Annotated in this window: 23 protein-coding genes, 1 tRNA gene and 1 riboswitch; of the genes, 7 read left to right on the forward strand and 17 right to left on the reverse strand. The window is 62.5% G+C overall.

Going from position 1 to position 24104, the window contains the following annotated elements; all coding sequences use genetic code 11:
• Positions 1–86: 86 nt before the first annotated feature.
• A complete protein-coding gene (locus ACSSVQ_RS07610; protein WP_454181993.1) occupies positions 87–1448 on the reverse strand; it encodes a DUF1329 domain-containing protein in 1362 nt (453 codons plus the stop codon).
• 507 nt (positions 1449–1955) lie between these two features.
• On the opposite strand from ACSSVQ_RS07610, the gene ACSSVQ_RS07615 reads away from it, so the two are divergent.
• Entirely contained in the window at positions 1956–2939 is a 984-nt protein-coding gene (locus tag ACSSVQ_RS07615; protein ID WP_293327433.1) for an AraC family transcriptional regulator, read from the forward strand.
• Positions 2940–2994: 55 nt separating this feature from the next.
• On the opposite strand, the gene ACSSVQ_RS07620 is transcribed toward ACSSVQ_RS07615, so the two are convergent.
• Positions 2995–3068, reverse strand: a tRNA-Gly gene (locus ACSSVQ_RS07620).
• A 68-nt stretch (positions 3069–3136) separates the two neighbouring features.
• Positions 3137–4156: a DUF2804 domain-containing protein gene (locus ACSSVQ_RS07625; RefSeq protein ID WP_454181995.1), complete on the reverse strand. Its 1020-nt coding sequence runs from the start codon at positions 4154–4156 to the stop codon at positions 3137–3139.
• Between the two features lie 89 nt (positions 4157–4245).
• Here ACSSVQ_RS07625 and ACSSVQ_RS07630 point away from each other — a divergent pair, with 89 nt between their 5' ends.
• Positions 4246–5196, forward strand: coding sequence for a radical SAM protein (locus ACSSVQ_RS07630; RefSeq protein ID WP_454181997.1), 951 nt, complete (start codon positions 4246–4248; stop codon positions 5194–5196).
• A 164-nt stretch (positions 5197–5360) separates the two neighbouring features.
• Positions 5361–5780: a hypothetical protein gene (locus ACSSVQ_RS07635; RefSeq protein ID WP_454181999.1), complete on the forward strand. Its 420-nt coding sequence runs from the start codon at positions 5361–5363 to the stop codon at positions 5778–5780.
• Between the two features lie 141 nt (positions 5781–5921).
• Here the strand turns inward: ACSSVQ_RS07635 and ACSSVQ_RS07640 are convergent, their stop codons facing one another.
• The 4 genes from ACSSVQ_RS07640 to ACSSVQ_RS07655 all read right to left on the reverse strand — a co-directional run bounded on the left by ACSSVQ_RS07640 (position 5922) and on the right by ACSSVQ_RS07655 (position 8996).
• Complete coding sequence (locus tag ACSSVQ_RS07640; protein ID WP_454182001.1) at positions 5922–6245, reverse strand: HD-GYP domain-containing protein; 324 nt, start codon at positions 6243–6245, stop codon at positions 5922–5924.
• A gap of 493 nt (positions 6246–6738) precedes the next feature.
• Positions 6739–7461, reverse strand: coding sequence for an LrgB family protein (locus ACSSVQ_RS07645; protein ID WP_293327459.1), 723 nt, complete (start codon positions 7459–7461; stop codon positions 6739–6741).
• A complete protein-coding gene (locus ACSSVQ_RS07650; RefSeq protein WP_293327461.1) occupies positions 7458–7832 on the reverse strand; it encodes a CidA/LrgA family protein in 375 nt (124 codons plus the stop codon). The genes ACSSVQ_RS07645 and ACSSVQ_RS07650 overlap by 4 nt, the downstream gene beginning before the upstream one ends.
• 3 nt (positions 7833–7835) lie before the next feature.
• Entirely contained in the window at positions 7836–8996 is a 1161-nt protein-coding gene (locus ACSSVQ_RS07655; RefSeq protein ID WP_293327464.1) for a 2'-deoxycytidine 5'-triphosphate deaminase, read from the reverse strand.
• A gap of 148 nt (positions 8997–9144) precedes the next feature.
• Positions 9145–9224, forward strand: a riboswitch (SAM riboswitch).
• A 41-nt stretch (positions 9225–9265) separates the two neighbouring features.
• Here ACSSVQ_RS07655 and ACSSVQ_RS07660 point away from each other — a divergent pair.
• From ACSSVQ_RS07660 to argE, 3 genes are all read left to right on the forward strand, one after another.
• Positions 9266–10462 (forward strand): O-succinylhomoserine sulfhydrylase, encoded by a 1197-nt coding sequence (locus ACSSVQ_RS07660; protein ID WP_293327467.1) that lies wholly within the window; start codon positions 9266–9268, stop codon positions 10460–10462.
• Positions 10463–10640: 178 nt separating this feature from the next.
• Complete coding sequence (gene apaG, locus ACSSVQ_RS07665; RefSeq protein ID WP_293327470.1) at positions 10641–11033, forward strand: Co2+/Mg2+ efflux protein ApaG; 393 nt, start codon at positions 10641–10643, stop codon at positions 11031–11033.
• A 43-nt stretch (positions 11034–11076) separates the two neighbouring features.
• Positions 11077–12243 (forward strand): acetylornithine deacetylase, encoded by a 1167-nt coding sequence (gene argE, locus ACSSVQ_RS07670; RefSeq protein ID WP_454182004.1) that lies wholly within the window; start codon positions 11077–11079, stop codon positions 12241–12243.
• A gap of 3 nt (positions 12244–12246) precedes the next feature.
• On the opposite strand, the gene ACSSVQ_RS07675 is transcribed toward argE, so the two are convergent.
• From ACSSVQ_RS07675 to ACSSVQ_RS07690, 4 genes are all read right to left on the reverse strand, one after another.
• Positions 12247–13257, reverse strand: a complete 1011-nt coding sequence (locus tag ACSSVQ_RS07675; protein WP_293327475.1) for an Hsp33 family molecular chaperone — start codon at positions 13255–13257, stop codon at positions 12247–12249.
• Between the two features lie 58 nt (positions 13258–13315).
• Positions 13316–14242, reverse strand: coding sequence for an ornithine carbamoyltransferase (gene argF, locus ACSSVQ_RS07680; RefSeq protein WP_454182006.1), 927 nt, complete (start codon positions 14240–14242; stop codon positions 13316–13318).
• Positions 14239–15441: an acetylornithine transaminase gene (locus ACSSVQ_RS07685; RefSeq protein WP_454182008.1), complete on the reverse strand. Its 1203-nt coding sequence runs from the start codon at positions 15439–15441 to the stop codon at positions 14239–14241. Before ACSSVQ_RS07685 ends, argF begins: the two co-directional genes overlap by 4 nt.
• 241 nt (positions 15442–15682) lie before the next feature.
• Positions 15683–16507 carry an ABC transporter permease gene (locus ACSSVQ_RS07690; RefSeq protein ID WP_293327482.1) on the reverse strand — a complete coding sequence of 275 codons (825 nt, stop codon included), beginning with the start codon at positions 16505–16507 and terminating at the stop codon, positions 15683–15685.
• A 451-nt stretch (positions 16508–16958) separates the two neighbouring features.
• On the opposite strand from ACSSVQ_RS07690, the gene ACSSVQ_RS07695 reads away from it, so the two are divergent.
• Positions 16959–17483, forward strand: a complete 525-nt coding sequence (locus tag ACSSVQ_RS07695; protein ID WP_454182010.1) for a GcrA family cell cycle regulator — start codon at positions 16959–16961, stop codon at positions 17481–17483.
• Between the two features lie 118 nt (positions 17484–17601).
• Here the strand turns inward: ACSSVQ_RS07695 and phoB are convergent, their stop codons facing one another.
• The 6 genes from phoB to ACSSVQ_RS07725 all read right to left on the reverse strand — a co-directional run bounded on the left by phoB (position 17602) and on the right by ACSSVQ_RS07725 (position 23896).
• Positions 17602–18297 (reverse strand): phosphate regulon transcriptional regulator PhoB, encoded by a 696-nt coding sequence (gene phoB, locus ACSSVQ_RS07700; RefSeq protein WP_293327488.1) that lies wholly within the window; start codon positions 18295–18297, stop codon positions 17602–17604.
• A 74-nt stretch (positions 18298–18371) separates the two neighbouring features.
• Positions 18372–19091: a phosphate signaling complex protein PhoU gene (gene phoU, locus ACSSVQ_RS07705; RefSeq protein ID WP_293327491.1), complete on the reverse strand. Its 720-nt coding sequence runs from the start codon at positions 19089–19091 to the stop codon at positions 18372–18374.
• A gap of 45 nt (positions 19092–19136) precedes the next feature.
• Positions 19137–19952 (reverse strand): phosphate ABC transporter ATP-binding protein PstB, encoded by an 816-nt coding sequence (gene pstB, locus ACSSVQ_RS07710; RefSeq protein WP_454182012.1) that lies wholly within the window; start codon positions 19950–19952, stop codon positions 19137–19139.
• Positions 19946–21265 carry a phosphate ABC transporter permease PstA gene (gene pstA, locus ACSSVQ_RS07715; protein ID WP_454182014.1) on the reverse strand — a complete coding sequence of 440 codons (1320 nt, stop codon included), beginning with the start codon at positions 21263–21265 and terminating at the stop codon, positions 19946–19948. Before pstA ends, pstB begins: the two co-directional genes overlap by 7 nt.
• Positions 21262–22722 (reverse strand): phosphate ABC transporter permease subunit PstC, encoded by a 1461-nt coding sequence (gene pstC, locus ACSSVQ_RS07720; protein ID WP_454182016.1) that lies wholly within the window; start codon positions 22720–22722, stop codon positions 21262–21264. Before pstC ends, pstA begins: the two co-directional genes overlap by 4 nt.
• 154 nt (positions 22723–22876) lie before the next feature.
• Positions 22877–23896, reverse strand: coding sequence for a substrate-binding domain-containing protein (locus ACSSVQ_RS07725; protein ID WP_293325562.1), 1020 nt, complete (start codon positions 23894–23896; stop codon positions 22877–22879).
• Between the last annotated feature and the right edge of the window lie 208 nt (positions 23897–24104).

A 24104-nucleotide genomic window follows, 5' to 3' on the forward strand; every position in this document is an offset into this window, starting at 1 on the left:
CGTTCGCTCCCGAGGCTCACAATTTCGACCCGATGGCGGGGTGTCGAACCGGGCGCCATGACGCCCGGTTCTCCGTTTGCGGTGCCTTAGCGGGCGCCCATCCGGCGGATCGCGCTGGGCGAGTACTCGTCGCCGTTCAGCTCGTCCGCGAAGAAGTTCACCGCGGGCTCCTCATTGTTCAGAGCCGAGGCAAGGTAGCGGCTGCCCTGCAGGTCGTAGTCCATCTGACCGGCATAGGCGCAGAGCGGCACGTTGTAGGCCTGGATCTGCTCCAGCTCCTGCACACGCCAGATGTCGCCTCGTCCGTCATAGAGCTCGGTCGCGGCGATCTGCCAGGCATCCTCGTCCATATGGAAGACGCGGCGGGCATAGACGTGACGGGTGGAGGGCTTCAGATCGGCCTGCACTTCCCACATGCGATGCTTTTCGTAGCGCACGAAATCCTGGTTGAGGTGGCGCGCCTGGATGAGGTCGTCATATTTGGCCAGACCCATCTCGTAATTGTTGGCCGCCATGTAACGCACATTCTTGCCGAGCACGGTCCAGTCGTAGCGTTCCAGCGAGCCGTTATAGCCGTCGAAGCTGTCGGCGGTGGACAGGCCGTCCGTGTTCACGCCGGGATTGTCGAAGGCGATGTTGGGCGCGCGGCGCACGCGGCGCGTGCCGGGGCTGTACTGCCAGGCCTGGCGCGGACGCTTGGCCGCGTTGATCGCTTCATGCACCAGAATCACGTTACCGGCGGCGCGCGCCGGCGCAATCGTGTGCGCGATGTAGTAGATCGAGTTGTTGTTGAGATCTTCCGCGCTCTTCTTCGTCGGGTCGGACCACCACAGGATCGCCTGGTCCTGCACGATCAGCGGCGTGTAGGTGCCGCTCGGCGTGACCGGCATGGCCGCGAACTGACGGATCAGCTTGAAAGAACGATAGCGCAGCGTGTGGTTCCACACGATTTCATAGGCGTTGTTCGGAATGGGGAACGGGAAGCCCATGATGGCCTTCGACACGCCGTTGCCGCCGCCCACAAGCTCGCCGACGCGCGCATTGCGCTTGGTCGCTGCATAGACGTTCTGGGGATAGGCGCAGCTTCGCCGCGTCTGGAAGACTTTCATCCTGTAGTCGTCATAGCGTTCCAGCATCGCCGCCTGACCGGGCGTCAGAAACTTCCGGTACTGGTCGATATTGGAACCGTCCACGACATAGAGCGGCTTGTCATCGGGGAACGGGTTCTCCAGATGATCGCCCACCTGATAGCTGACATTGGAGGGAACCGAATTCAGTCCCCCGGTCCAGGCCGGAATATCCCCTCCATCGCCGGCCTTCTCCGCGCCGATCGGCGTCAGGTCCTGCCCCAACCGATTGACCTGGTTTTCCGGTACTTTCGCGTAGGACGCGGTCATGCCGAGCGCCAAGATGGCAGCCGACAGCGTGGCTGTTTTCATAATCCTCATCGAAACCTCCCCCCCTTTCAGGCGATGCAATGGCCTGTTGTTCGTTACTGGTAACGTCTCGCCCCCGCTACTTCCATGTATCGAGCCAGCTTCAGGACAAGCGATCTGCGAAGGTGCAGCCTAGAGGGAACGCCTTACGGCGACAGGCCTCAAACAGGCCAAGTTAGGGGTAAAAAGCGGCCACCCCGCGCCATTCCCCGCATGCGCCTCGGCAGACGGCAGTGGACCGCGCCACCGGACACGCCACGGCAAGCCGCAACCAGCCCCGCCGCAACGCCCGCCTGAAGACATATGCCGGTTCCTGTCTCATTACTCCGTATAAGGATGTTGAAAGTTCTTTCCCCGGCCTTGTCTTCTGGCTAGTATCCCTCTGCCAACTTCGTTGTCCCGCGCATGATTCTGCACATACCTGTCGCGGGCCTCCCAATCCAGAAATCATAATGAAACCGGCGACCTGCCCTTCGGAAGGTTGGTTCCGGACAATCTGGGGGTAGGAGTAGGCCAACAATGTATTTGTCTCCCGCATATGTCACAGTTCTCGAATCCACACTCAGACAACTTGGATACGACGCGTCGGAATTTGCGCGGACCTATAGCGAACCGTTGCGCGAGAAGGATCTCTACGATCTGTGCTGCCGCGCCGTGGACATCTCGCACGGCCATGCGGAGCTGCCGCTTCTGGTCGGCACGGGATTTCACCTGGGCACGCATGGGCTGTTCGGACATGCGCTGATGAGCTGCCAGACATTGCGGCAGGCGGCGAGGATTCTCGTGCGCTACAACCCGATCAATGGCGACAAGGGAAGAGTGCAGGTCGTCTTCGCAGACGAGTCGGTGGTGGTTTCCTATTTTCCGGCCTTCAGCGTGCCCGGCGCGCCGAACTTTCTCACGGACCTGTTTTTCTCCGCCGTGTCGACGGCGCTGCGGGAACTGATCGGCCGCCACCTCGAAACGGCGCAGCTGGAGCTTTCCTACACGCCGTCCATTCCCGAAGAGCGATATTCCGATATCGTCGGCATACCGACCACCTATGGGCATCTTGCCAACCGGCTGATCGGTCCGGCCGATGTTCTGGACCGCCCGCTTCCGGCCGCCCATATCTCGACGGCCGACGCCTATCTGCGCCAATGCGAGAAGCTGCTCCAGCGGATGGAGGAAAGTCACGGCTATCAGAACATCGTGCGGCGCCTTTTGATGACGTCCCGTTCGAGCCTGCCCAACGCTGCCGAAATCGCCGACAAGCTCAATATGAGCCCGCGGACCCTGCGCCGTCGCCTTCTGGACGAGGGAACGAGCTACCAGGCCATCGTGAACGAGGTCAGGAGCTATCTTGCCTGCGAATATCTGCGCGACACCGATATCAGCGTGTCGGAAATCGGCGTTCTTCTGGGGTTTGAGGATATTTCCAATTTTCGAAACGCCTTCAAGCGCTGGACCGGCGTCTCGCCGCGCGATTACCGCCGGCAGGCGCGGCAAGCCGAAAGCACCTAGCGCGTAGAAGCGTCGGGCCGAAACGCCGCTTCAGCGTGACGGCGGAAGGAAGGGCTGGAGCGGGTGAAGGGAATCGAACCCTCGTCGTAAGCTTGGGAAGCTTCTGCTCTACCATTGAGCTACACCCGCGCGGCCTTCTTAGTAGCTTAGGCGTCCCGCCCCGCGCAAGAGGGATCGCGGGGAGACGCGGCAGGGCCCTACCAGCGGTTCTTCACTTCCTCGGCGAAACCCAGCAGGTCCGTCACCTCCAGTCGGCTGCCATCGTCCAGCACCACATGGCCGGAGAAACGGCCGAAAACCTGATGCTGGATGGAGCGCAGGATCTTGAGATCCACGGCGCTGCTGCGGTCGATGATGGGCCCGAAGCGCATTTCGAAGCGACCGTCATTGCTGCTGAAACTCCAGGGCGCGCCGTCGAACGTGCCCTCGGGGATATGAAAGGTCACCTGGTCGAGCTTGTGCGCCGTACCGTCGACGAAGACCATGTTCTCGGACGCCGCCGAGGTGTCGCCGAAGCCATAGCCGATATTGAAACCGAAAGGCTTTCCGCCGACGAGACCCGAGGCCGAGCCCCAATACCATGTGTTGTCATAGGTCCAGACGCCACGGCCCCAGTCGAGCACGCCGACAGCGGAGGCCGGGTCGAAGGCGAAGCTCTTGCCGCCGACCGTGACGCTACCGCTTGCGGGCATGCAGTTGATCTTCTGGTTGTAGTAGAAGGCGCGCGGTGCATCGGGGAAGGGCGTTGCGATGACCATGCGGTCCATGGGCGGCTGGCTCAAAAAGATCTCGCCCTTGAGGCCCGCGCCCTTGCCGAAGTCCGGACAGTCGAGCGTCAGCCGCCGTCCGCCGGGCTCATGCCGGAAGGAGATGTCGATCCTGGGATGATGCTGGACGATATCGCCCGTGTCGGCGCTTTCCGGCAGCTTCATCCTGCCGCGCGGCAGCGCGGTGACGATGCTTTCCTCGGTCGCTTTCGGCGCGGTGAAATCGAACCAGGTGGTGCCGAGAAGGCCCATATAGCCATTGTCGGCCACCACCATGGCGATGCCGTAATCACCCGCCAGCACGCAGTAATAGTCCCACTCCTTGATGCGGAACCAGGGCGCGCGAATGGCCGAGCGGCGATAGCTGCGCACCTCCGACCTCGCCCAGCCCCGTTCGACGAGGTGCCCCTTTGCGTCGAGCAAATCGCCATTCGTCATTTCATGCTGCATCGAATCCCCCTGCGTTCCGGCCGGAGAGCATAGCCTGCCTCGCAGATTTGTGAATTGCCGTTGCGCCCGGTCGCGCTAGTTTCTCAGGCATGACTGTGAAACCCGACAATCTGCCCCGCGAGAAATTTTCCCATCCGGATGTGACGGCCAAGGGGGAGCGCCGCGCCTCGGTCGGTTTCCGGCGGCTGGAGACGCTGTGGATCAATACGGGCACGCTCTGCAATATCGAATGCGCGCATTGCTACATTCATTCCAGCCCGACCGAGGACCGGCTTTCCTACATCACGCGCGACGAGGCGGCGCGCTATCTCGACGAGATCGAGGCATTGAAGCTCGGCACGACGGAAATCGCCTTTACCGGGGGCGAGCCCTTCATGAACCCCGATATGTGCACCATGGCGGAGGACGCGCTCGCGCGCGGGCATGAGGTGCTGATCCTCACCAATGCCATGCAGCCCATGATGCGTCCCCGTGTACAGGCCGCCCTTCTCGACCTCCGCGCCCGCTTCGGCAATCGCCTGAAGCTGCGGATCAGCATCGACCACTATCTGGAAGAGCCCCATGACCGGGAACGCGGCGTCGGCAGCTATGCGCGCACGATTGCGGGGCTGCGCTGGCTGGCCGCCCACAGTTTTCCGCTCACCATCGCGGGCCGGACCGCGTGGGACGAAGAAGAAAGTGTCATGCGCGCGGGCTTTACCTCGCTCTTCCGCCAGCTGGAGCTGCCCGTCGATGCGTTCGATCCGGCTTCGCTCATCCTCTTTCCGGAGATGGATGAGGAAGCCGATGTGCCGGAGATCACCACTGCCTGCTGGAACATCCTGCATGTCGACCCGGCGCAGGTGATGTGCGCGACGAGCCGCATGGTGGTGAAACGAAAAGGTGCTGCGGAACCGAGTGTCGTCGCCTGCACTCTGCTTCCCGACGATCCTCAATTCGATTTCGGGCCGCGGCTCTCAGATGCGCTTCACCCCGTGAAGCTCAACCACCGTCATTGCGCCAAATTCTGCGTGCTGGGCGGCGGGAGCTGCACTTCATGAGCCGGCACCAAAACGCTATGATTTAAATCAAATTTTATCTATTTACTTGCCCCGTCCTCTTTCACAAATATACGGGTTCCTCCTTATTGATCCGCTCCTTGCGATCTTCTTTTCTTCTCGGGGACAAGATTTCCAATAACCCCCCACGACGAGGAGGATCGTCCATGAAGAAGATCGCAGTCACTCTGGTTGTCGCCACGAGCGCATTCGCCATGTGGGCCGGCGCCGCCTCGGCCGACGTGTTCATGACCGGCAAGCAGGTCGCCAAGGAGATCGTCGGCAACACGATCGAAGGCCAGTATCGCGAATGCGCAGCCGACCGGAACGACTTCCAGGAATATTACGATCCCGACGGCACGATCCGCGGCCGCGAACGCCCCTGCCGGATGAGCGGCAGCTGGTCGCGTTATGGCGGCTCGTGGGAGGTGAAGGACGGGAAGTTCTGCGTCACGCTGGGCTCCGGCCGCTCCAGCGGATGCTTCGACTACAATATCGGCAAGGATGGCATGCTGACCCGCTACAACGAGGTTGGCGTGACCGATCTCAAGTTCAAAGTCTATGACGGAAATCCCGACCATCTTTGATGGCGGTCGCAGGATTACAGGCGGGCGCGGCCTCATGGGGCGGCGCCCGTTTTCTTTCAGGTAAAGGCAGATCGGACCGTGATGGCGGCGGCGACATGGAAGGCTGCGCCGGCCTTATATCACGACGCACACCCCGCCCTCTCAGCGATCCTTCATGATCGAAGCAAGACTGGAGAGCATCGAGCGGTCCCAGACAGCGCAAATATTGGCCTGTGTATCGAGAAACGCTTCCGTCACCAATGGATCGAAGCCTCCCGGATCTCCCCGGCACTCTTTCATCAGTTGACTGATGGTATCTTCGTGGCTGCGCTGTGCCTTATAGGAACGAACGGAACGCAGTGCGTCATAGACATCCACCACGGCTACGATACGCGCCTCAAGCGGGGTATTCTTCCCGCTCAGCCGAGCCGGATAGCCTTTCCCGTCATATCGTTCATGGTGAAGGAGCGCGATGTTGCGCGCCATTTGCGCGAACGCCCCCGATTCCTTCGTCGGTGCCTGCCCCCCCCAAGATCGCAATGAGCCTCGATCAGGCTGCGCTCATCAAGCGTAAGAGAGCCCGGCTTGCAGAGTGTGGAAACCGGAATGAACAACTTCCCGACGTCGTGGAAATAAGCGGCATCGCCGATCAGGCTCGCCTCTTGCGCGGGCAGCCCCATCGCAAGTCCCAACCCTGTCGTCAGCATCGCCACGCGGGTTGAGTGGCCATACAAATCCAGGCCGGGATGCACGCAATCGGCGCGATAAAGGGCATGCCTCAGCTCTGCCAGGGCATCTCCGCCGGACCTATCATCCAAAGACTTATGAGGTTCCATCTCGACCTCTCGAGCGCCGCCCTCTCAAATGCGGCGGCGCCATCTTTTGTCGGGGCCGATTAAGAAGTCTCTAATGCAGCGTGTCCGAAAGGCATGGATGACAGGCTGCCACTTCGCCAATGCGTTTCCGCAATGACATACGATCAGGCGGCAATGAGCCATATGAGAGGCAGGACGATCGCCGTGGCGATGCCGTTCAGCGCCATGGCGACGCCGGAAAAGGTGCCCGCCACCTCATGTTCCTGAAAGGCGCGCGCCGTGCCGATGCCATGCGCGGCCGTGCCCATCGCAAACCCCCTTGCGCGCTCGTCCTTCACGCCCAGCGCGTTGAAGAGCATCGCACCCGATATGGCGCCGATGATGCCCGTCACGATGACGAAGGCGGCGGTGAGCGGGGCCAGCCCCCCGATCTTGTCGGCAATCCCCATCGCAATCGGCGTGGTGACGGATTTGGGCGCCAGCGAGCGGATGGTTTCCGCCTCCGCACCGAGGGCCCAGCCGATGCCGACAGCCGACACCACCGCCGTGGTGGAGCCCGCCACAAGCGCCAGCACCATGGGTTTCAGCGAGCGGCGCACATGATGGAAATTCGTGTAGAGCGGCACCGCGATGCCCACCGTGGCGGGACCGAGCAGCCAGAGAAGAAGCGCGCCCGCGGGCTCATATTGCAGCATGGCCTGTTTATCGACCGCCAGCAGGAACATGACGGGCAGCGCCGTCAGCAGCACGGTGTTGGCCAGCGGATGGCCGTTCACCTTTTGCTGGAAGCGCCGGGCCAGAAGATAGATGCCGACGATGAGCGCGAGCCAGAAGGCCATGGCGCCGATCTCATCAAGCGGGACAAGGTCGATACCGATATCGCTCATTCCATCCCCTCCCCGTCATCGCCTTTCGCCGCCCAGCGGAAAACGAGCGCGCCGACCGCCATGGCAAGCAGGGTGGAGACGACAAGCGCCACGGCAATCGGCAGGAGATCGCGGCGCAGGAGCGCGATATAGCCCATCAGGCCAACACCGGCGGGCACGTAGAAAAGGTTGAGGTGGGAAAGCAGGAAGGCGGTCATGCGGCGCAGCGGATCGGGCACATGACCCGTCGCGAGCAGCCCGGCCAGCAGGATCAATATGCCGATGACCGTGCCGGGCACGGGAAGCGCCAGCGTATCGGACAGCCAGTTGCCCACCTCGTTGCAGACGACCAGCAGCGCAAAGGCGAGCGCGAGGCCGGGGAGCCCACGCATCGTTCAGCGCGCCTTGAAATGCTTGGAGAGCTTCAGCCCCTGACGCTGATAGTTGGAGCCGATATCGCCGCCGTAAAGTTTGCCCGGGCGGTCGGTCAGGCGCTCATAGACGAGGCGGCCGATAATCTGGCGATGCTCCAGAATGAAGGGCACGTCGTGGCTGCGCACTTCCAGCACGGCCCGGCTGCCGACGCCGCCGGCTTCGCGCGCACCGAAGCCGGGATCGAAGAAGCCTGCATAGTGCACGCGGAACTCGCCTACCAGCGGGTTGTAGGGCACCATTTCGGCGGCATGGGTGGGCGGCACATGCACGGCCTCGCGCGAGGCGAGGATATAGAATTCGTCCGGGTCCAGAATGAGGCCCCTGTTGTCGCGGATATAGAGCGGCTCCCAGAAATCGAGAACCTCGTAGGCGTCCGGCTGGTCGACATCGATCACACCGGTGTGGCGCTTGGCGCGATAGCCGACAAGGCCGTCTTCCCGGTCGGTTTTCAGGTTCACGGTGAGCGCGAGGCCGCCGTCGATATCCGCCTCGCCCTCCACGAGCTTCACCTGCTCGTGCAGCCGCTTCAGTTCCGCGTCGGAATGGGTCGGCGTGCCGCGCCGAAAGCGGATCTGCGACAGGCGCGAGCCGGGCCGCACCAGGATCGGGAAGGTGCGCGGCGAAATCTCCAGATAGAGATGGCCCTTGTAGCCGGGCTCCACCTGATCGAACTCGGCACAGAAATCGGTGATGACGCGGGTGAAGACATCGAGACGGCCCGTCGAGCTTTTCGGGTTCGCGGCAGCCGAGGTGCGCTCCGACAGCGCCAGCGCTTCGACCAGCGGGACGAGATAGACGCAGCCGGTTTCCAGCACGGCGCCTTCCGTCAGGTCGATCTTGTGAAGGGTCAACTCTTCGACGCATTCCATGACACCGCGATGAGGGCCGGGCAGGAAGCTCGCCCGCAGGCGATAGGCCGTCGTCCCCAGCCTCAAATCGAGGCTCGCGGGCTGGATCTGCGCCGGCTCGATCTCCGGGCTGCCCCAGATTTCCTTTTCCCGGATCAGCGACTGGATCGCATGGGCGGGCAGAATACCGGTCGCATGGGTCTGGCCGGGGCCGACCCTGCGGGGCTCCGGATCTTCAATATGGGGAAAAAGGTCGTCTGCGGGTGTCGTCATGGTCCTGCCCTTATAAGGTGACCAGGCTTTTGGCGGAAGCCCCGCGATTGCGGTCCCGAAACAGGCCGGGCCGGACTTCTGCCCGGCTGCGTCTTGACTGGACGCCCTCCCCGGCTTTTAATGCGCCGCGTTCGGGCGGCTCAGGGCCGGTCGGGCCCGTGGTGATTTGAGCCGACCGGCTTGCGGCCACGTAAAACAACCCGCTAAAAAGGTCGGGTTGTGAAACCCCGTCCTTCCCGGTCGGGGTTTTTTGTTTTGGGGACACGCCAATGACCGAAAAGACACCCTCCTCCGCCAAATGGAGCGCCCGCACCGCCGCCGTCCATGGGGGCACCATGCGCAGCCAGTTCGGAGAGACGAGCGAGGCGATGTTCCTGACGTCGGGCTATGTGTACGAGACGATGGAATCGGCGGAGGCCCGCTTCAAGAACGAAGAGCCGGGCTACGTCTATAGCCGCTTTGCGAACCCCACCGTGCGCATGTTCGAGGAGCGTATCGCGGCGCTTGAGGGCGCGGCGGATGCCCGGGCGACGGCAAGCGGCATGGCCGCCGTGACCGCCTCCATGCTCTGTCATCTGCAGGCGGGCGACCATGTACTGTCTTCGCGCGCGCTTTTCGGCTCCTGCCGTTACATCGTGGAGACGCTGCTGCCGCGCTTCGGCGTGACCTCCAGTTTCGTGGACGGGCGCAACATGGACGAATGGCGCGCGGCCATCCGCCCCGAGACCAAGGTGCTCTTTCTGGAATCGCCCTCCAACCCGACGCTGGAAGTGATCGACATCGCGGCGGTGGCCGAGCTTGCCCATGCCAATGGGGCGCGCCTGATCGTCGACAATGTGTTTGCGACGCCGGTTCTCCAGAAGCCGATGGAGCTGGGCGCGGATGTCGTCGTCTATTCCGCGACCAAGCATATCGACGGCCAGGGCCGCTGCCTCGGCGGGGTGGTGCTGTCGGACCAGGACTTCATCGACGAGCATCTGGCGAATTTCCTGCGCCAGACAGGCCCCGCCATCAGCCCCTTCAATGCCTGGGTCATGCTCAAAAGCCTCGAGACGCTGGACCTTCGTGTGCGTCAGCATGCAAGAAATGCAGAGGCCGTTGCGCGCTTCCTCGACGGCCATGAAAAAGTGGAACGTGTATTTTACCCGGGCCTCGAATCCCACCCTCAGCACAATCTCGCCATGAGCCAGATGGAGATGGGCGGCAACATCGTCGCCTTCGAGGTGAAGGGGGGCAAGGCCGGCGCCTTCAAGGCGGCCAATGCGCTGGAAATCGTCAAGATTTCCAACAACCTGGGCGATGCCAAGAGCCTCATCACACACCCGGCGACGACGACCCATCAGCGGCTTTCGCCGGAGGCGCGAGAGGAGCTGGGTATTCGGGAAGGGCTCGTGCGGCTCTCCGTCGGGCTCGAGGAGGCCGACGATCTCATCGCCGATTTCGATGCGGCACTTGCGCGCATCTGAGATTGATCCACTCCGGACAGGTGAACATTAAGGGGAATTTAGCCCCTCTCCTGCTAAGTCTGCCTTGCGGAACTCGCTGGGAACTCTCTTGCCAAGAACATGGCCGGGTCATATCCAGTGCCGCGGGGCATTCAGAATGAAGACCTCACGCCGGGCGTACCGGAGAGCAGGACAGCCGATGTACAGCGAGAAGACAAGATCCATCAAAGTCTGCGTAGAACCGACCTATCTGGAAGACCAGTCGGAGCCCGATGACGATTATTTCGTCTGGGCCTATCGCGTTGTCATCGAAAATGAAGGCGGCGAGACGGTGCAGCTGCGCTCGCGCTACTGGCAGATCGCCGATGCGGGCGGCCGGGTGCATGAAGTGCGCGGCGACGGCGTGGTCGGCGAGCAGCCCGTGCTCCATCCCGGCGAGCGCTTCGAATATACCAGCGGAACTCCGCTCGGCGCGCCTTCGGGCATCATGTTCGGCAAGTACCAGATGGAAACCGGCGGTGGCGAAACCTTCGAGGTGAACATTCCCGCCTTCTCGCTCGATTGCCCCCACACCAAGGCACTGATGAACTGATCGCCAAGCCGCGCTAGGATGCGCCCTCACCCAGGGGGACGCGATGGCGCCGATACGGCTTTCAACCCGGGAGATGATCGACCGGCTCATCTCCTTCGACACGACCAGCCGGAATTCCAATCTCGAGCTGATTTCCTTTATCGAGGACTATCTGGCCAGTCACGGCGTCGCCTCGCAGCGCGTAGTGAACGAGGACGGCTCCAAGGCCAATCTCTTTGCAACTATCGGCGATGCGTCGAAGCCGGGCGGCATCGTGCTGTCGGGCCATACCGATGTCGTGCCGGTGGACGGGCAGGACTGGTCGGGCGATCCCTTCCGCGTGGTCGAAAAGGACGGGATGCTTTTCGGGCGCGGCACCAGCGACATGAAAAGCTTCATCGCCATTGCGCTCGTCATGGTGCCGGAGTTTCTGAAGCGCGGACCGGCCATCCCCGTGCATCTCGCCTTTTCCTATGACGAGGAAATCGGCTGCCTCGGCGTCAGGCCGATGATCGACGGCATCGTGCGCGACCTTCCACGCCCGGCGGTCGCCATTGTCGGCGAGCCTTCGATGATGAAGGTCGTCAATGCGCATAAATCCATCCAGTCCTATTTCACGACCGTGACGGGTCTCGAATCCCATTCCAGCCAGACGCATAAAGGCGTCTCCGCGATCTCCTATGCGGTGGAGCTGATCGCGTTTCTGGACAGGCTCGCGCAGGAAATGCGCGAGCGCGCACCGGCGGGCTGCCGCTTTGCGCCGCCCTATACCACCATCAATGTGGGGGTGCTGAAAGGCGGCACGGCCGTGAACATCATTCCGCGCCAATGCGAATTCGGCTGGGAATATCGCGCATTGCCCGATGACGATCCCGACGAGATCATCAACCGCTTCACCGCCTTTGCCGTAGAAGAATTGCTGCCGCGCATGCGCGAGGTCTGCCCGCAGGCCCGCATCGAAACGCGCGAACGCGCCAAAGCGCCGGGCCTCGTGCCGGAAACCGGATCGGCGGCGGAAACGCTGGTCCTGAAGCTCGCACAATGCAACGAGACGGAAGCCGTCTCCTATGCGACCGAGGCCGGGCTTTTCCAGATGGCGGATGTGCCGACGCTGGTTTGCGGGCCCGGCGACATTGCGCAGGCCCACAAGCCGGACGAGTTCATCGAGCTTTCGCAGATCGCCGAATGCGAGCGCTTCATGATGCGGCTCGCCGAGCATGTGGGGGGCTGAGAGCTACTCCTCCAGCCCTTCCTTCAGCTCGTCGGCGGTGAAGACATAGACCGAGCTGCAGAACTCGCATTTGGTGGTGATGACGTCGTCCAGCACCATGCTGTCGATTTCCTCCGCGCCGAATGAGCGCAGGACCGAACTCATGCGCTCGCGCGAGCAGCGGCACCCGAATTCCACACCGGATGTCTGGAAGGCGCGGACGCCATCCTCATGGAAAAGGCGGAACAGCAGACGCTGCGGCTCCAGCGCGGGATCGAGGAGCTCATGGTCCTCCACCGTGTCGAGCAGGATGGAGGCGCGGTTCCAGCTTTCCTCTTCCTCCGTATAGGGACTGTCGTCGTCTCCCTCACGATAGCCGGTGAGACCGCCCTCGCGCGCGACATGCTGGATCATGATCGCGCCGGCGCGCCAATGCTTCTCGCTACGGCCTTCCGCATCGCGGCTGTAAAGCGGCCCGGCGGCGATGCGGATGCGGGTCGCCACCTGTTCGGAACTCTCGAAATATTCATGCGCCGAATGGGTGAGCCCTTCAGGGTCGAGCGCGACGATGCCCTGATAGCGGTCCATATCGCCGCCCTGATCGATGGTGAGGGCCATATGCCCCTCGCCCATCAACTCGGCGGATGACGCGTTGCCCGCCGCGATGGCCTCATTCACGGCATCGCTGTCCATATGCGCATAACCGCGCACCTTGCCGGTGCCGTCGCCGTGACTTTCATAGTCGGCGACCAGCATGGAGATGGGGCCCTTGCTCTGCGTCTGCAGGATGAAGCGGCCTTCGAATTTGAGGGCGGAGCCAAGCATCACCGTCAGCGCCAGCGCTTCGCCCAGCAGGCGGGAGACCGGTTCGGGGTAATCGTGGCGTTTCAGGACTTCGTCGACCAGCGGCCCGAGACGCACGAGGCGGCCTCTTATGCCCAGATCCTCGATCTGGAAGGGCTGCACGATGTCGTCGCCCGGCATGTCGAAGCGGCGGCCATCGCCGCCGCCCCTGTTCTGGCTTGCGTCACTCATCTTTACTTCCTGTCAGTCGGGCGTGTTGTCTCACACCACCGCCTGGCCGTTCGGGCTGTTACCCGAAGCACCAGGCGAGCACACCCTTTTGGGCGTGCAGCCGGTTTTCCGCCTCGTCCCAGACCACGGAGGCGGGACCGTCGATCACGTCGGCGGTCATTTCCTCGCCGCGATGCGCGGGCAGGCAATGCATGAAAATGGCGTCCGGGGCCGCCTTGCCCATCAGCGTCTCGTTCACCTGGAACGGAGCCAATAGATTGTGACGGCGGGTCTTGGTTTCAACATCGTCGCCCATGGAGACCCAGGTGTCGGCCACCACGCAATCGACGCCGTCCACCGCCGCGCCCGGATCGGTTCCGAGCGTCACTTTCGCGCCGGTCTTCTTCGCCCAGTCCATGACGTCGGCATCCGGGCTCAGTTCCGGCGGGCAGGCCAGGCGCAGTTCGAAGCCGAGCTGACCGGCGGCATGGATCCAGGAGACGGCGACATTGTTGCCGTCGCCCACCCAGGCGACCTTGCGGCCCGCGATATCGCCCTTGTGTTCCTCGAAGGTCATCACATCCGCCATGAGCTGGCAGGGATGGGACTTGTCGGTGAGACCGTTGATGACGGGGACGCTCGCATTTTCGGCGAGGTCCAGCAGCGAGGCATGGTCGTTGGTGCGGATCATGACCGCATCGACGAAGCGCGAGAGAACGCGCGCCGTGTCGGCAACGGTTTCGCCGCGGCCAAGCTGGGTTTCCTGCCCGTTCATCAGAAGCGTCTGACCGCCAAGCTGGCGCATCGCCACATCGAAGGAGACGCGGGTCCGCGTCGAGGGCTTCTCGAAGATCATGGCAAGCAGCTTGCCGTTGAGCGGCATGTCGTCATCGGGCTCGGCCTGGCCCCTGCCTTTGCGCGCGGCCTTGCGCGCATGGGCGTCGTCGAGGATAGCGCGCAATTCGCTCGGCGCGACTTCATGCAGGTCGAGGAAATGCCGGCTCATGCTGCGCCCTCCCGCTTCCCGCCCGCGTGTCCGTCCAGCGCGGTGCAGGCATTCGACAGCTTGTCGATGGCTTCTTCCACCTCTTGGTCTCCGATATTGAGCGGCGGCAGCAGGCGGATCGTATTGTCGCCCGCGCCCACCACCAGCAGATGTTCGCTGCGCGCGGCGGCCACCAGATCGGTGTTCGGCACCTTGCATTTGATGCCGAGCATCAGGCCTTCGCCACGCACGCCCTCGATGATGTCGGGATGCTCGTCGGCAAGCCGCGCGAGCTTCTGGCGCAGCGTGCGGCCGAGTTCGTTCACATGCTCGATGAACCCGTCGGCCAGCACCTGATCCAGCACCGCATTGGCGACCGCCATGGCAAGCGGATTGCCGCCGAAGGTCGAGCCATGCGTGCCCGCCGTCATGCCCTTGGCCGCCTCTTCCGTCGCAAGGCAGGCGCCCACGGGAAAGCCGCCGCCCAGCGCCTTGGCAATCGCCATGATGTCGGGCGTGATGCCGGCCAGTTCATGCGCGAAGAGCTTGCCCGTGCGGCCAATGCCGGTCTGCACCTCGTCGAGCACGAGCAGGATGCCCGCCTCGTCGCAGATTTCGCGGATCTGCCGGAGATCGCCATAGGGCAAGGGACGGATACCGCCCTCGCCCTGAATGGGCTCGATGAGAATGCCCGCGGTCGCGGGGCCGATCGCCTCCTTGAGCGCCTTCAGATCGTCGAAAGGCACTTGCGGGAAACCGGGCGTGACCGGGCCGAAGCCTTCCAGATATTTCTTCTGGCCGCCCGCGGCGATGGTCGCCAGCGTCCGCCCATGGAAGGCCCCTTCCATGGTGATGAGCTCGTAGCACTCCGGATGGCCGTTCACCGCGTGATATTTGCGCGCCATCTTGATCGCGCATTCCAGCGCCTCTGCACCCGAATTGGTGAAGAAGACCGTATCGGCGAAGGTCGCCTCGACCAGGCGCTGAGCCAGCCGCTCCTGTCCGGGAATGCGATAGATGTTGGAGGTGTGCCAGACCTTCTGCGCCTGCTCGTTCAGCGCGGCGACGAGACCGGGGTTTGCATGACCGAGCACGTTGACGGCGATCCCGGCGCCGAAGTCGAGATATCGCTCACCCGAGGCGGTGAGGAGATATGAGCCCTCGCCCTTCTCGAATTCGAGGTCGGCCCGTGCATAGGTCGGCAGAACTGGCGTGATCACGACTGCGCTCCTGCGGGGGATCGCACCGGCCGCTTGTGTCGATAGACCGTCCGGCTGCGCCTGTCATTTTCCATAGACAGGCCCCAATAGAAAAAGCCGCCCAAATCCGGCGGCGTTGCGAGAAGCCTCGAAGTATTAGGGAGAGGCCGCCTCGCTGTCAATCGCAGACGGCCTCTCCCAACGCAAAAAAGTGAAGTCATGCGGGCGGTTAGCGTGTCTTCCGCCCCCTCCGACCGGCCGGTCAGGCCTTCAGCCGGTAGCCGCGCTTCAGCATCATGTGGCAAACCGCCCAGAGGATCGCATTGACCGCCAGCACGACCGCCACGCCGATCTCGATGGAGCCGTCGGCATGGCCCGTCATACCATAGCGGAAGCCGTCAATCAGATAGAAGATCGGGTTGTACTGGGTGATGTGGTAGGCGAAATCCGGAAGCTGCGTCACCGAATAGAAGGTGCCCGAGAGGAAGGTCGCCGGCAGGATCAGGAAGTTGGTCACGGCCTGAAGATGATCGAACTTCTCCGACCAGATACCGCCCATCATGCCGAGCAGCGACAGCATGAGCGAAGCCCCCACGGCAAAGAAGACCACGGCCCAGAGATGATCGATCTCCAGATGGATGAAGGGCCACATGCCCAGCGCCGTCGCCAGGCCGCAGACCACGCCGCGCGTGACGCCCGCCGTCGCAATCCCCACATTCAGCTCGCCCGGCGAAAGGGGCGGCATGAGAATATCGACGATATTGCCCTGCACTTTCGAGATCAGGATCGAGGAGGAGGTATTGGCGAAGGAGTTCTGGATCATCGTCATGATGATGAGACCCGGCGCCAGAAACTCGATAAAGGGCACGCCATGCACATCCGGCCGGAACTTGCCGATGGCGAGCGCGAAGATCGCAAGGTAAAGAAGCGTGGTCACCACGGGCGCCGCCACCGTCTGGGTGATGACCTTCATGAAGCGGCGCACTTCCTTCATGTAGAGCGTCCACACGCCGAGCCAGTTCACCGAGCCGAAACGACGCGCACCGACCATGGGCTGCATTGACTTGCGATCTGTCGAAACACTCATGGGCAAGGCTCCCTTGACGTTTTGTCGGTGCCGCCGGCGACAGGCGCCCGGCACACGCTTGATTTACGGGCAAGCAATAGGGGACCGCCGCCCCCGTGACAATCGCGCCCCGAAAAATTGTCACAGGCCCTCGCCAAAGGACCGTCGCGGATGGGCAGCAACGGCATAAACCCGCCCTTTAAGGGGATATCCGTCCCGGACCGGGCCATTCTGGCGGCGCAAGGGGCATATATAGGGAGAGAAACGCGGCGCCCCCACCCTTTTCTGTGGATAAGCCGAATCGAAGGCGCATGTCTCCTTGCTAACAACTACCCCCATCTAGTATATTTTTCATGAACACATACGAAATCTGGTGTGCCTGACGGGCGTAATTTGCGGGCATTGGCCGGGCCGAGGCCGGGTCCTGCCGGATCGCAGGGTCTTCCGGGCCAATAAGGGGGAAGGAACCGAGATGTGGACTGAGGAACGCGTAGAACTCCTGAAAAAGCTGTGGTCGGAAGGCCTCAGCGCCAGTCAGGTTGCCAAGCAGCTTGGCGGCGTGACGCGAAATGCGGTGATCGGCAAGGTGCACCGGCTCGGTCTTTCCGGCCGCGCCACACCGAGCCGTCCGGCGCGCACGAGCCGCCCCGCGGCGCCGCGCACGCTGGTCCGGGCCCGGCCCGAGCCGGCCACCCCGCGTGAGCAGAAAGAAGAGCTTCAGAGCCGGAGCGAAGACAATCTGCCGAAGGAAAGCCGGGCGTCGAGCGCAAGCGAGCTGCCTGACCTGCCGCTTTCGGAGCGCGCCACGGTGCTGACGCTGACCGAACGGACCTGCAAATGGCCCATCGGCGAGCCGGGCAAGGCCGGCTTCCATTTCTGCGGACGGGGCGCCGAAGACGGCATGCCCTATTGCCCCGAACATGCGCGGAAGGCCTATCAGCCGGCACAGAGCCGCCGCAATCGCGAACGTGCGCGGACGGAACGGCTTACGGGCTGACCCCTTCGGAGGGGAGCCTTCCCGTCTAGGCCCCAGGGGACGGGGCGCGAACAAAAGCCGGTGTCGAGAGACACCGGCTTTTTTCTTTTCGGCATAAAGCACCCGGGCTCGAAAGCGTTCAGGCCCGGAACTGCTCGTCCAGCGCATAGCCCGCGGAGCGGACGGTGCGGATCGGATCGCGCTCGCCCCTGTCGTTGAGCGCCTTGCGCAAACGGCCCACGTGCACGTCGACGGTGCGGGCTTCGACATAGACATCGGAGCCCCAGACCGCATCGAGCAATTGTTCGCGGCTGAAGACGCGCCCGGGATGCTGGATCAGATGATCGAGCAGGCGGTATTCGGTGGGGCCCAGATGAACCTCCCGCTCGCCGCGCCGCACACGATGGGCCGCCCGGTCGATCACGATGTCGCCAAAGGTCACGAGGTCCTCGGTCAGCGCGGGCCGGATACGCCGCATGACCGCCCTGATCCGCGCCAGAAGCTCGGTCATGGAAAAAGGCTTGGTCACATAATCGTCGGCGCCCGTGTCGAGGCCGCGGATACGGTCCGATTCCTCGCCACGCGCCGTGATCATGATGATCGGCAGGTTGCGGGTTTCGGGCCGTCCGCGAAGCCTGCGGCAAAGCTCGATACCGGACAGTCCCGGCAGCATCCAGTCGAGAAGGACGAGATCGGGGGTCGTTTCCCGAACCATCATCGCCGCTTCCTCGCCATCCGACGCGGAGAGAATCCGGTAGCCTTCCTTGTCCAGATTGTACTGGAGGAGGGTCGATAGAGCCTCCTCGTCTTCCACAATCAATACGGTTGGTTTCATTCTTCGTTCAAAGGACGCGTGAGACCGTAGCTCATCCGCCGTGGTCAACATCTGCATTTCCCTTGTGGCCTCCTTCAATCATCCGATTCTATCGAGGTCATGCTCGTCGTATCGCCCTTCGGGCGGTCATCCACGACACGTTCGCCGGTGATGAGGTAGCGGACCGTCTCGGCAACATTGGTCGTGTGGTCGCCGATCCGTTCCAGGTTCTTGGCAATGAAGAGCAGATGGGTGGAAACGCCGATGGTGCGGGGGTCCTCCATCATGTAGGTCAGCAGTTCACGGAAGATCGAGTTGTACATCTCGTCGATCTCTTCGTCCTGCATCCAGACATCCATGGCAGCCTGCGCATCGCGGCTGGAATAGGAATCCAGCACCGTCTTGAGCTGCCCCTGAGCCAGCCGGCCCATGCGCCCGATGCTCTGGATGAGACGGTTCTCGATATTGAAATCGGAACCGATCACGATGGCGCGTTTGGCGATGTTCTTCGCCAGATCGCCGATGCGTTCCAGATCGTTCGAAATCTTGATCGAGGCAATGGCCTCGCGAAGATCGGCCGCCATGGGCTGGCGGAGCGCGATCACACGCACAGCCTGAGTTTCGATCTGCGTTTCGAGATCGTCGATCCGCACGTCTTCGCGCACGGTGCGCTCGGCCAGCTGATTATCGCGCCGCTGAACGGCCTCAAGAGCTGCCGATAGCTGAGCTTCGGTCAGCCCGCCCATCTGAGCGATCCCGGTGCTGAGCTTCTCGAGCTCCTCCTGGAAGGACTTCACTGTATGTTCTGTCGTCACGCCTGATCCTCCTTTTGGCCCCTCACCGAGTGACCGGCGTCGAAATTAACCGAAACGGCCGGTGATATAGTTCTGCGTGCGCTCGTCGTCCGGATTTGTGAAGATCTTGTCGGTATCCCCCTCTTCCACCAGCACACCGAGGTGGAAGAACGCGGTTCGCTGCGACACGCGTGCCGCCTGCTGCATGGAGTGCGTCACGATCACGATCGTGTAGTCCGACCGGAGTTCGTCCATCAGCTCTTCGATTTTCGCCGTCGCAATCGGATCGAGCGCCGAGCAGGGCTCGTCCATCAGGATGACTTCCGGCTTCACGGCAATGGCGCGTGCAATGCACAGACGCTGCTGCTGACCGCCGGAAAGCCCCGTGCCCGGCTGGTCCAGGCGATCCTTCACTTCTTCCCAGAGGCCGGCCTTCTGAAGGCTGGTCGCCACCAGCTCTTCCATGTCGGCCTTGTTGTTGGAGGAGAAGCCATGGATACGCGGTCCATAGGCGATGTTATCGAAGATCGACTTCGGGAAGGGGTTCGGCTTCTGGAACACCATGCCGACACGCGCCCTGAGTTCGACCACGTCGAGATCGGGGGCGTAGATGTCTTCCCCGTCGAGTTCGATATCGCCGGTGATGCGCGCAATCGGAATGACGTCATTCATCCGGTTCAGGCACCGCAGGAAGGTGGACTTGCCGCAGCCGGACGGGCCGATAAGCGCCATGATCTCGTTGGTCGGGATCTCCAGGTTCACCCCGAAAAGAGCCTGCTTCTCGCCGTAGTAGACGCAAACGTCACGCGCGCTCATCTTGCTGGTGTCGGCCTGATTTGCACCCTTGGGGGCCGACGAAACGGGTGCGGAAATTTCTACCATTTTCGTTCGAACTTTCTGCGCATGATGACAGCGGTGGAATTCATGAGGATGAGGAAGCCCAGCAGGATGATCGTCGCGCCTGCCGTGCGCTCAACGAAACCGCGCTCGGCGGCGGTCGCCCACATATAGATCTGCACCGGCAGCGCCGTGGCGGGATCCATAGGCGTAGCGGGATAATCGACGACGAAAGCCACAAGGCCGATCATCAGAAGCGGTGCCGTTTCGCCCAGCGCCTGCACCAGCCCGATGATCGTGCCGGTGAGAATACCGGGCAATGCGAGCGGCAAGACGTGATGGGTTACGGTCTGCATCTTGGACGCACCGATCCCCAGCGCCGCCTCACGGATGGAGGGCGGGACGGCGCGGATCGCCGCGCGCGTGGCGATGATCACGGTCGGGAGCGTCATCAGCGTCAGCACCAGACCGCCCACCAAGGAGGACGAGCGCGGCAAGCCGGCGAAATTGATGAAGACGGCAAGTCCCAGAAGACCGAACACGATGGAGGGGACGGCGGCGAGGTTGTTGATGTTCACCTCGATCAGATCCGTCCAGCGGTTCTGCGGCGCGAACTCTTCCAGATAGAGCGCGGCCGCGACCCCGAGCGGCACCGCCAGCAGGACCACGATCAGCATCATGAAGAAGGAGCCGATGGCCGCCACCCCGATACCCGCCGTTTCCGGCTGGGAGGAGGCGCCATAGGTGAACAGACCGGTGTTGAAGGTCAGGGAAAGTATGTCTTTCTGCTTCAGCTCATCGAGCCAGGCCACCTGCTGGTTGTCGAGCTGACGCCGGCTCTCCGGCACGTCGCGGTCGATGGCGCCCTTCATCAGCGCATCCGCATTGCCGCTGGCCAGAAGCCAGACCTTCCGCGTGGTGCCGATGACGGAGGGATCGTCCATCACGATGTTGCGGAGCTGGATCGCCGCCCCGCGCGACAACAGCGCTTCCGCCTTGCGGCGCATCGGCCGGTTGGCGGGATCGACGCCAAGCTCGGCGAGCAGCGCCTCGCGGGCGAGCTTGCGGTAGTTGGCGGTCAGCAGCGTCATGCGATCGCGCTTACCGGATTTGTCGATCACGGATTCGTCGAAATGCACGGTCAGGCCGAGCTTGGTCTGGAAAAACGCAGACCAGCCATTGTTGACGATCGAACCGAACAGCAGAAAGACGAAAAATACCGCCGTCCCGATTGCCGCCATGCCGTAGAGGCGGAACCGGCGCTCCGCCGCGTAACGCCGCTTTACCAGTTTGCTCTTCTCAGCCTTAGCCACACGACCCCCTGCCGTAACGTCCATACGATGCACCTGATCGGTCATTCATATTGCTCCCGATATTTGCGCACGATGTAAAGCGCGAAGACATTGAGGCCGAGGGTGACGACGAACAGGGTCAAGCCCAGCGCGAAGGCCACCAGCGTTTGCGGACTGTTGAACTCAAGGTCGCCGGTCAACTGACTGACGATCTTGACCGTAACGGTCGTCACCGACTCGCCGGGATTGAGCGTGATATTGGCCGCAATGCCCGCCGCGAGCACCACGATCATGGTTTCGCCGATGGCGCGCGAGGCTGCGAGAAGCACCGCGCCCACGACGCCGGGCAGAGCGGCCGGCATGATGACCTGCTTGATGGTTTCCGACTGGGTGGCACCCAGACCGTAGGAGCCTTCGCGCAGCGACTGCGGAACGGCGGAGATGATGTCGTCGGACAGCGAGGATACGAAGGGGATAATCATGATCCCCATCACGAAACCGGCCGTCAGCACCGAGGAGGCCTGGATGTCGAAGCCGACAAGACCGCCGGCGTCGCGCAGGAAAGGACCGAAAGTCACCAGCGCGAAGAAGCCGTAAACGATGGTGGGAATACCGGCCAGGATTTCCAGCAGCGGCTTTGCGATCGAGCGCACATGATTGCCGGCATATTCCGACATGTAGATCGCGGACATGAGGCCGATCGGCACGGCGACGAGAAGCGCCACGAGCGAGATATAGGCGGTACCCCAGAGAAGCGGCAGGATACCGAACTGGCCGGCATCGCCGCCGACGCGGCCTGGCGCCGAAAAGCGCGGGTCCCACACGGTCCCGAAAAAGAAGTCCGCGGGCGGGACCATCCGGAAAAACGCGATGGATTCGAAGAGCACCGACAGGACGATGCCTGCCGTGGTGAGGATCGCAACGGTGGAGGCCGCGATGAGACCGAGGGTCATGACGCGCTCGACGGCGTTGCGCGCGCGCGCGCGGGGCGCAATGCTGCGCCGCCCGTACCAGAACCCGCCGATCATCGTCAGCCCGGCAAACAGCGTCAGGAACAGATGGCTGTTGGCGCCCAAGCGCTCATCCAGTATCGCCGCCTGCAGCATGTAGGGCTTGGCGTCGGACCCGACCAGAACGCCTTTCGAGCGCATTGCGTCCTGCACCGTCATCGCGCCGGAATTGATCTGCTTGAAATCTTCTTCGTTGAGCTGCGTCACGCCACGGGAGATCTGCTCGACCGTGGTCATGACCAGGGACACGCTATCGCCCGATGCGGTTGCCGCCTCGGGCAGAGAATTCGTCACCGCCCAGCGCACCACCAGCGGCGAAACGACCAGCCAGAGCACGATCAGGAAAAAGGCCGGCAGTACCGTCCAGATCACAAGGTGGAAGCCATGATGACCGGGGCGCGAATGGAACTTCTCGGCGGAGGAGGCGGTCATCGTCCTGGCACGCAAGCGGCCATAGAAGAAGGCTGCGACGCCCGCGAGCAGAAGGATCAGAAAAATCACCTGAGTGGTCATTACCGCTCTTCCCGTTATGCATCCCGGAGGGACGCCGGACCTCTTGCGACAGACAAGGCCACGACTGGACTTAGAAACTTCACTTAGCAATTTCCGGCGGAAGCCGGAGGAGGAGCCGGCGCCCGAGGGCGCCGGCTCCCTGGCAGAACCAGGATTACATGGGCTTCATTTCAGCCACGGTTTCCTGAACTTCCTTCAGTTCGTTCGCCGGCAGCGGCACGAGGCCGTATTCGGCAAGCGGGCCGTCGGGGCCGGCCATCGCGTCGCTCATGAAGAACGTCGCATATTCCTTGAGGCCGGGGATCACGCCGACATGGGCCTTCTTCACGTAGAAGAAGAGCGGACGGGAAACCGGATACACACCCTTGGCGATCGTCTCGACGGAAGGCGTGACGCCGCCCATCGTGGCGACCTTCAGCTTGTCGGTGTTGTTCTCGTAGAAGGAGAGACCGAACACGCCGATGGCCTGCTTGTTCGACTGCAGACGGCCGAGCGTTTCGGTGTAGTCGCCGTCGATGTCGGTGGAGGCGCCGTCGGTGCGCAGCTTGATGCAGGCCTTCTGAGCGGCCTTCTTGTCCATGCCGCCATCCTTGTAGATGTCGAAGCCGCCAGCGGCTTCACAACCGGCAAGGATCACCTTGTCTTCGAACACTTCGCGCGTGCCGTGCTTTTCGCCCGGAATGAACGCCTTGATTTCCCAGTCGGGGAAATTCGGGTTGATGTCGGACCATTTCTTGTTCGGGTTGGCGACCATCTTGCCGTCGACCGGAATTTCGTTGGACAGCGCCAGGAACCAGTCCTTCGGCTCGAAAGCGAAAGAGGGGCCGTTCACGTCGGAAGCGAAGACGATACCGTCATAGCCGATCTTGACCTGGACGATTTCCTTCACGCCGTTGGCGGCGCAAGCTTCGATTTCCTTTTTCTTGATCGCGCGGGACGCGTCGGCGACGTCGATATATTCTTCGCCGATGCCCTGACAGAACTGCTTCAGGCCGGCGGAGGAGCCACCGGATTCAACGACGGGCGTCTTGAAGTTCGGGAACGCCGAACCGAACTGCTCGGCCACGATCGTGGCGTAGGGCAGCACCGTCGACGAACCGGCGATCGAAACCTGGTCGCGCGCCTGGGCAACGCCCGCTACGCCGAGAGTGGCGACGACAACGGTCGCAGCCATCGTCAGATTCTTGAGTTTCACGATTAATCTCCAGTCTGTGAGAGCCGGACACGGGGAGCCGGTAGGAGGCCTCCCTCTTTGCCGCAGCTGTTCTTACCTTCAGGCGTGGCGGACGCTAGAAGCGACTGACTAAGCGTTTACGACGCTTACGTGACACTTTTTTGAATGTGACGGCGGAGACGCACGGAAACCCTTGGATTCCCGCGAA

Source organism: Parvibaculum sp. MBR-TMA-1.3b-4.2, from assembly GCF_053628815.1.

Bases quoted from the DNA above. Each gene is read 5' to 3' on its own strand.
- ACSSVQ_RS07610 (WP_454181993.1), bottom strand. From the start codon at position 1,448: ATGAGGATTATGAAAACAGCCACGCTGTCGGCTGCCATCTTGGCGCTC.
- ACSSVQ_RS07615 (WP_293327433.1), top strand. From the start codon at position 1,956: ATGTATTTGTCTCCCGCATATGTCACAGTTCTCGAATCCACACTCAGA.
- ACSSVQ_RS07625 (WP_454181995.1), bottom strand. From the start codon at position 4,156: ATGCAGCATGAAATGACGAATGGCGATTTGCTCGACGCAAAGGGGCAC.
- ACSSVQ_RS07630 (WP_454181997.1), top strand. From the start codon at position 4,246: ATGACTGTGAAACCCGACAATCTGCCCCGCGAGAAATTTTCCCATCCG.
- ACSSVQ_RS07635 (WP_454181999.1), top strand. From the start codon at position 5,361: ATGAAGAAGATCGCAGTCACTCTGGTTGTCGCCACGAGCGCATTCGCC.
- ACSSVQ_RS07640 (WP_454182001.1), bottom strand. From the start codon at position 6,245: ATGGCGCGCAACATCGCGCTCCTTCACCATGAACGATATGACGGGAAA.
- ACSSVQ_RS07645 (WP_293327459.1), bottom strand. From the start codon at position 7,461: ATGAGCGATATCGGTATCGACCTTGTCCCGCTTGATGAGATCGGCGCC.
- ACSSVQ_RS07650 (WP_293327461.1), bottom strand. From the start codon at position 7,832: ATGCGTGGGCTCCCCGGCCTCGCGCTCGCCTTTGCGCTGCTGGTCGTC.
- ACSSVQ_RS07655 (WP_293327464.1), bottom strand. From the start codon at position 8,996: ATGACGACACCCGCAGACGACCTTTTTCCCCATATTGAAGATCCGGAG.
- ACSSVQ_RS07660 (WP_293327467.1), top strand. From the start codon at position 9,266: ATGACCGAAAAGACACCCTCCTCCGCCAAATGGAGCGCCCGCACCGCC.
- apaG (WP_293327470.1), top strand. From the start codon at position 10,641: ATGTACAGCGAGAAGACAAGATCCATCAAAGTCTGCGTAGAACCGACC.
- argE (WP_454182004.1), top strand. From the start codon at position 11,077: ATGGCGCCGATACGGCTTTCAACCCGGGAGATGATCGACCGGCTCATC.
- ACSSVQ_RS07675 (WP_293327475.1), bottom strand. From the start codon at position 13,257: ATGAGTGACGCAAGCCAGAACAGGGGCGGCGGCGATGGCCGCCGCTTC.
- argF (WP_454182006.1), bottom strand. From the start codon at position 14,242: ATGAGCCGGCATTTCCTCGACCTGCATGAAGTCGCGCCGAGCGAATTG.
- ACSSVQ_RS07690 (WP_293327482.1), bottom strand. From the start codon at position 16,507: ATGAGTGTTTCGACAGATCGCAAGTCAATGCAGCCCATGGTCGGTGCG.
- ACSSVQ_RS07695 (WP_454182010.1), top strand. From the start codon at position 16,959: ATGTGGACTGAGGAACGCGTAGAACTCCTGAAAAAGCTGTGGTCGGAA.
- phoB (WP_293327488.1), bottom strand. From the start codon at position 18,297: ATGAAACCAACCGTATTGATTGTGGAAGACGAGGAGGCTCTATCGACC.
- pstB (WP_454182012.1), bottom strand. From the start codon at position 19,952: ATGGTAGAAATTTCCGCACCCGTTTCGTCGGCCCCCAAGGGTGCAAAT.
- pstA (WP_454182014.1), bottom strand. From the start codon at position 21,265: ATGACCGATCAGGTGCATCGTATGGACGTTACGGCAGGGGGTCGTGTG.
- pstC (WP_454182016.1), bottom strand. From the start codon at position 22,722: ATGACCACTCAGGTGATTTTTCTGATCCTTCTGCTCGCGGGCGTCGCA.
- ACSSVQ_RS07725 (WP_293325562.1), bottom strand. From the start codon at position 23,896: ATGGCTGCGACCGTTGTCGTCGCCACTCTCGGCGTAGCGGGCGTTGCC.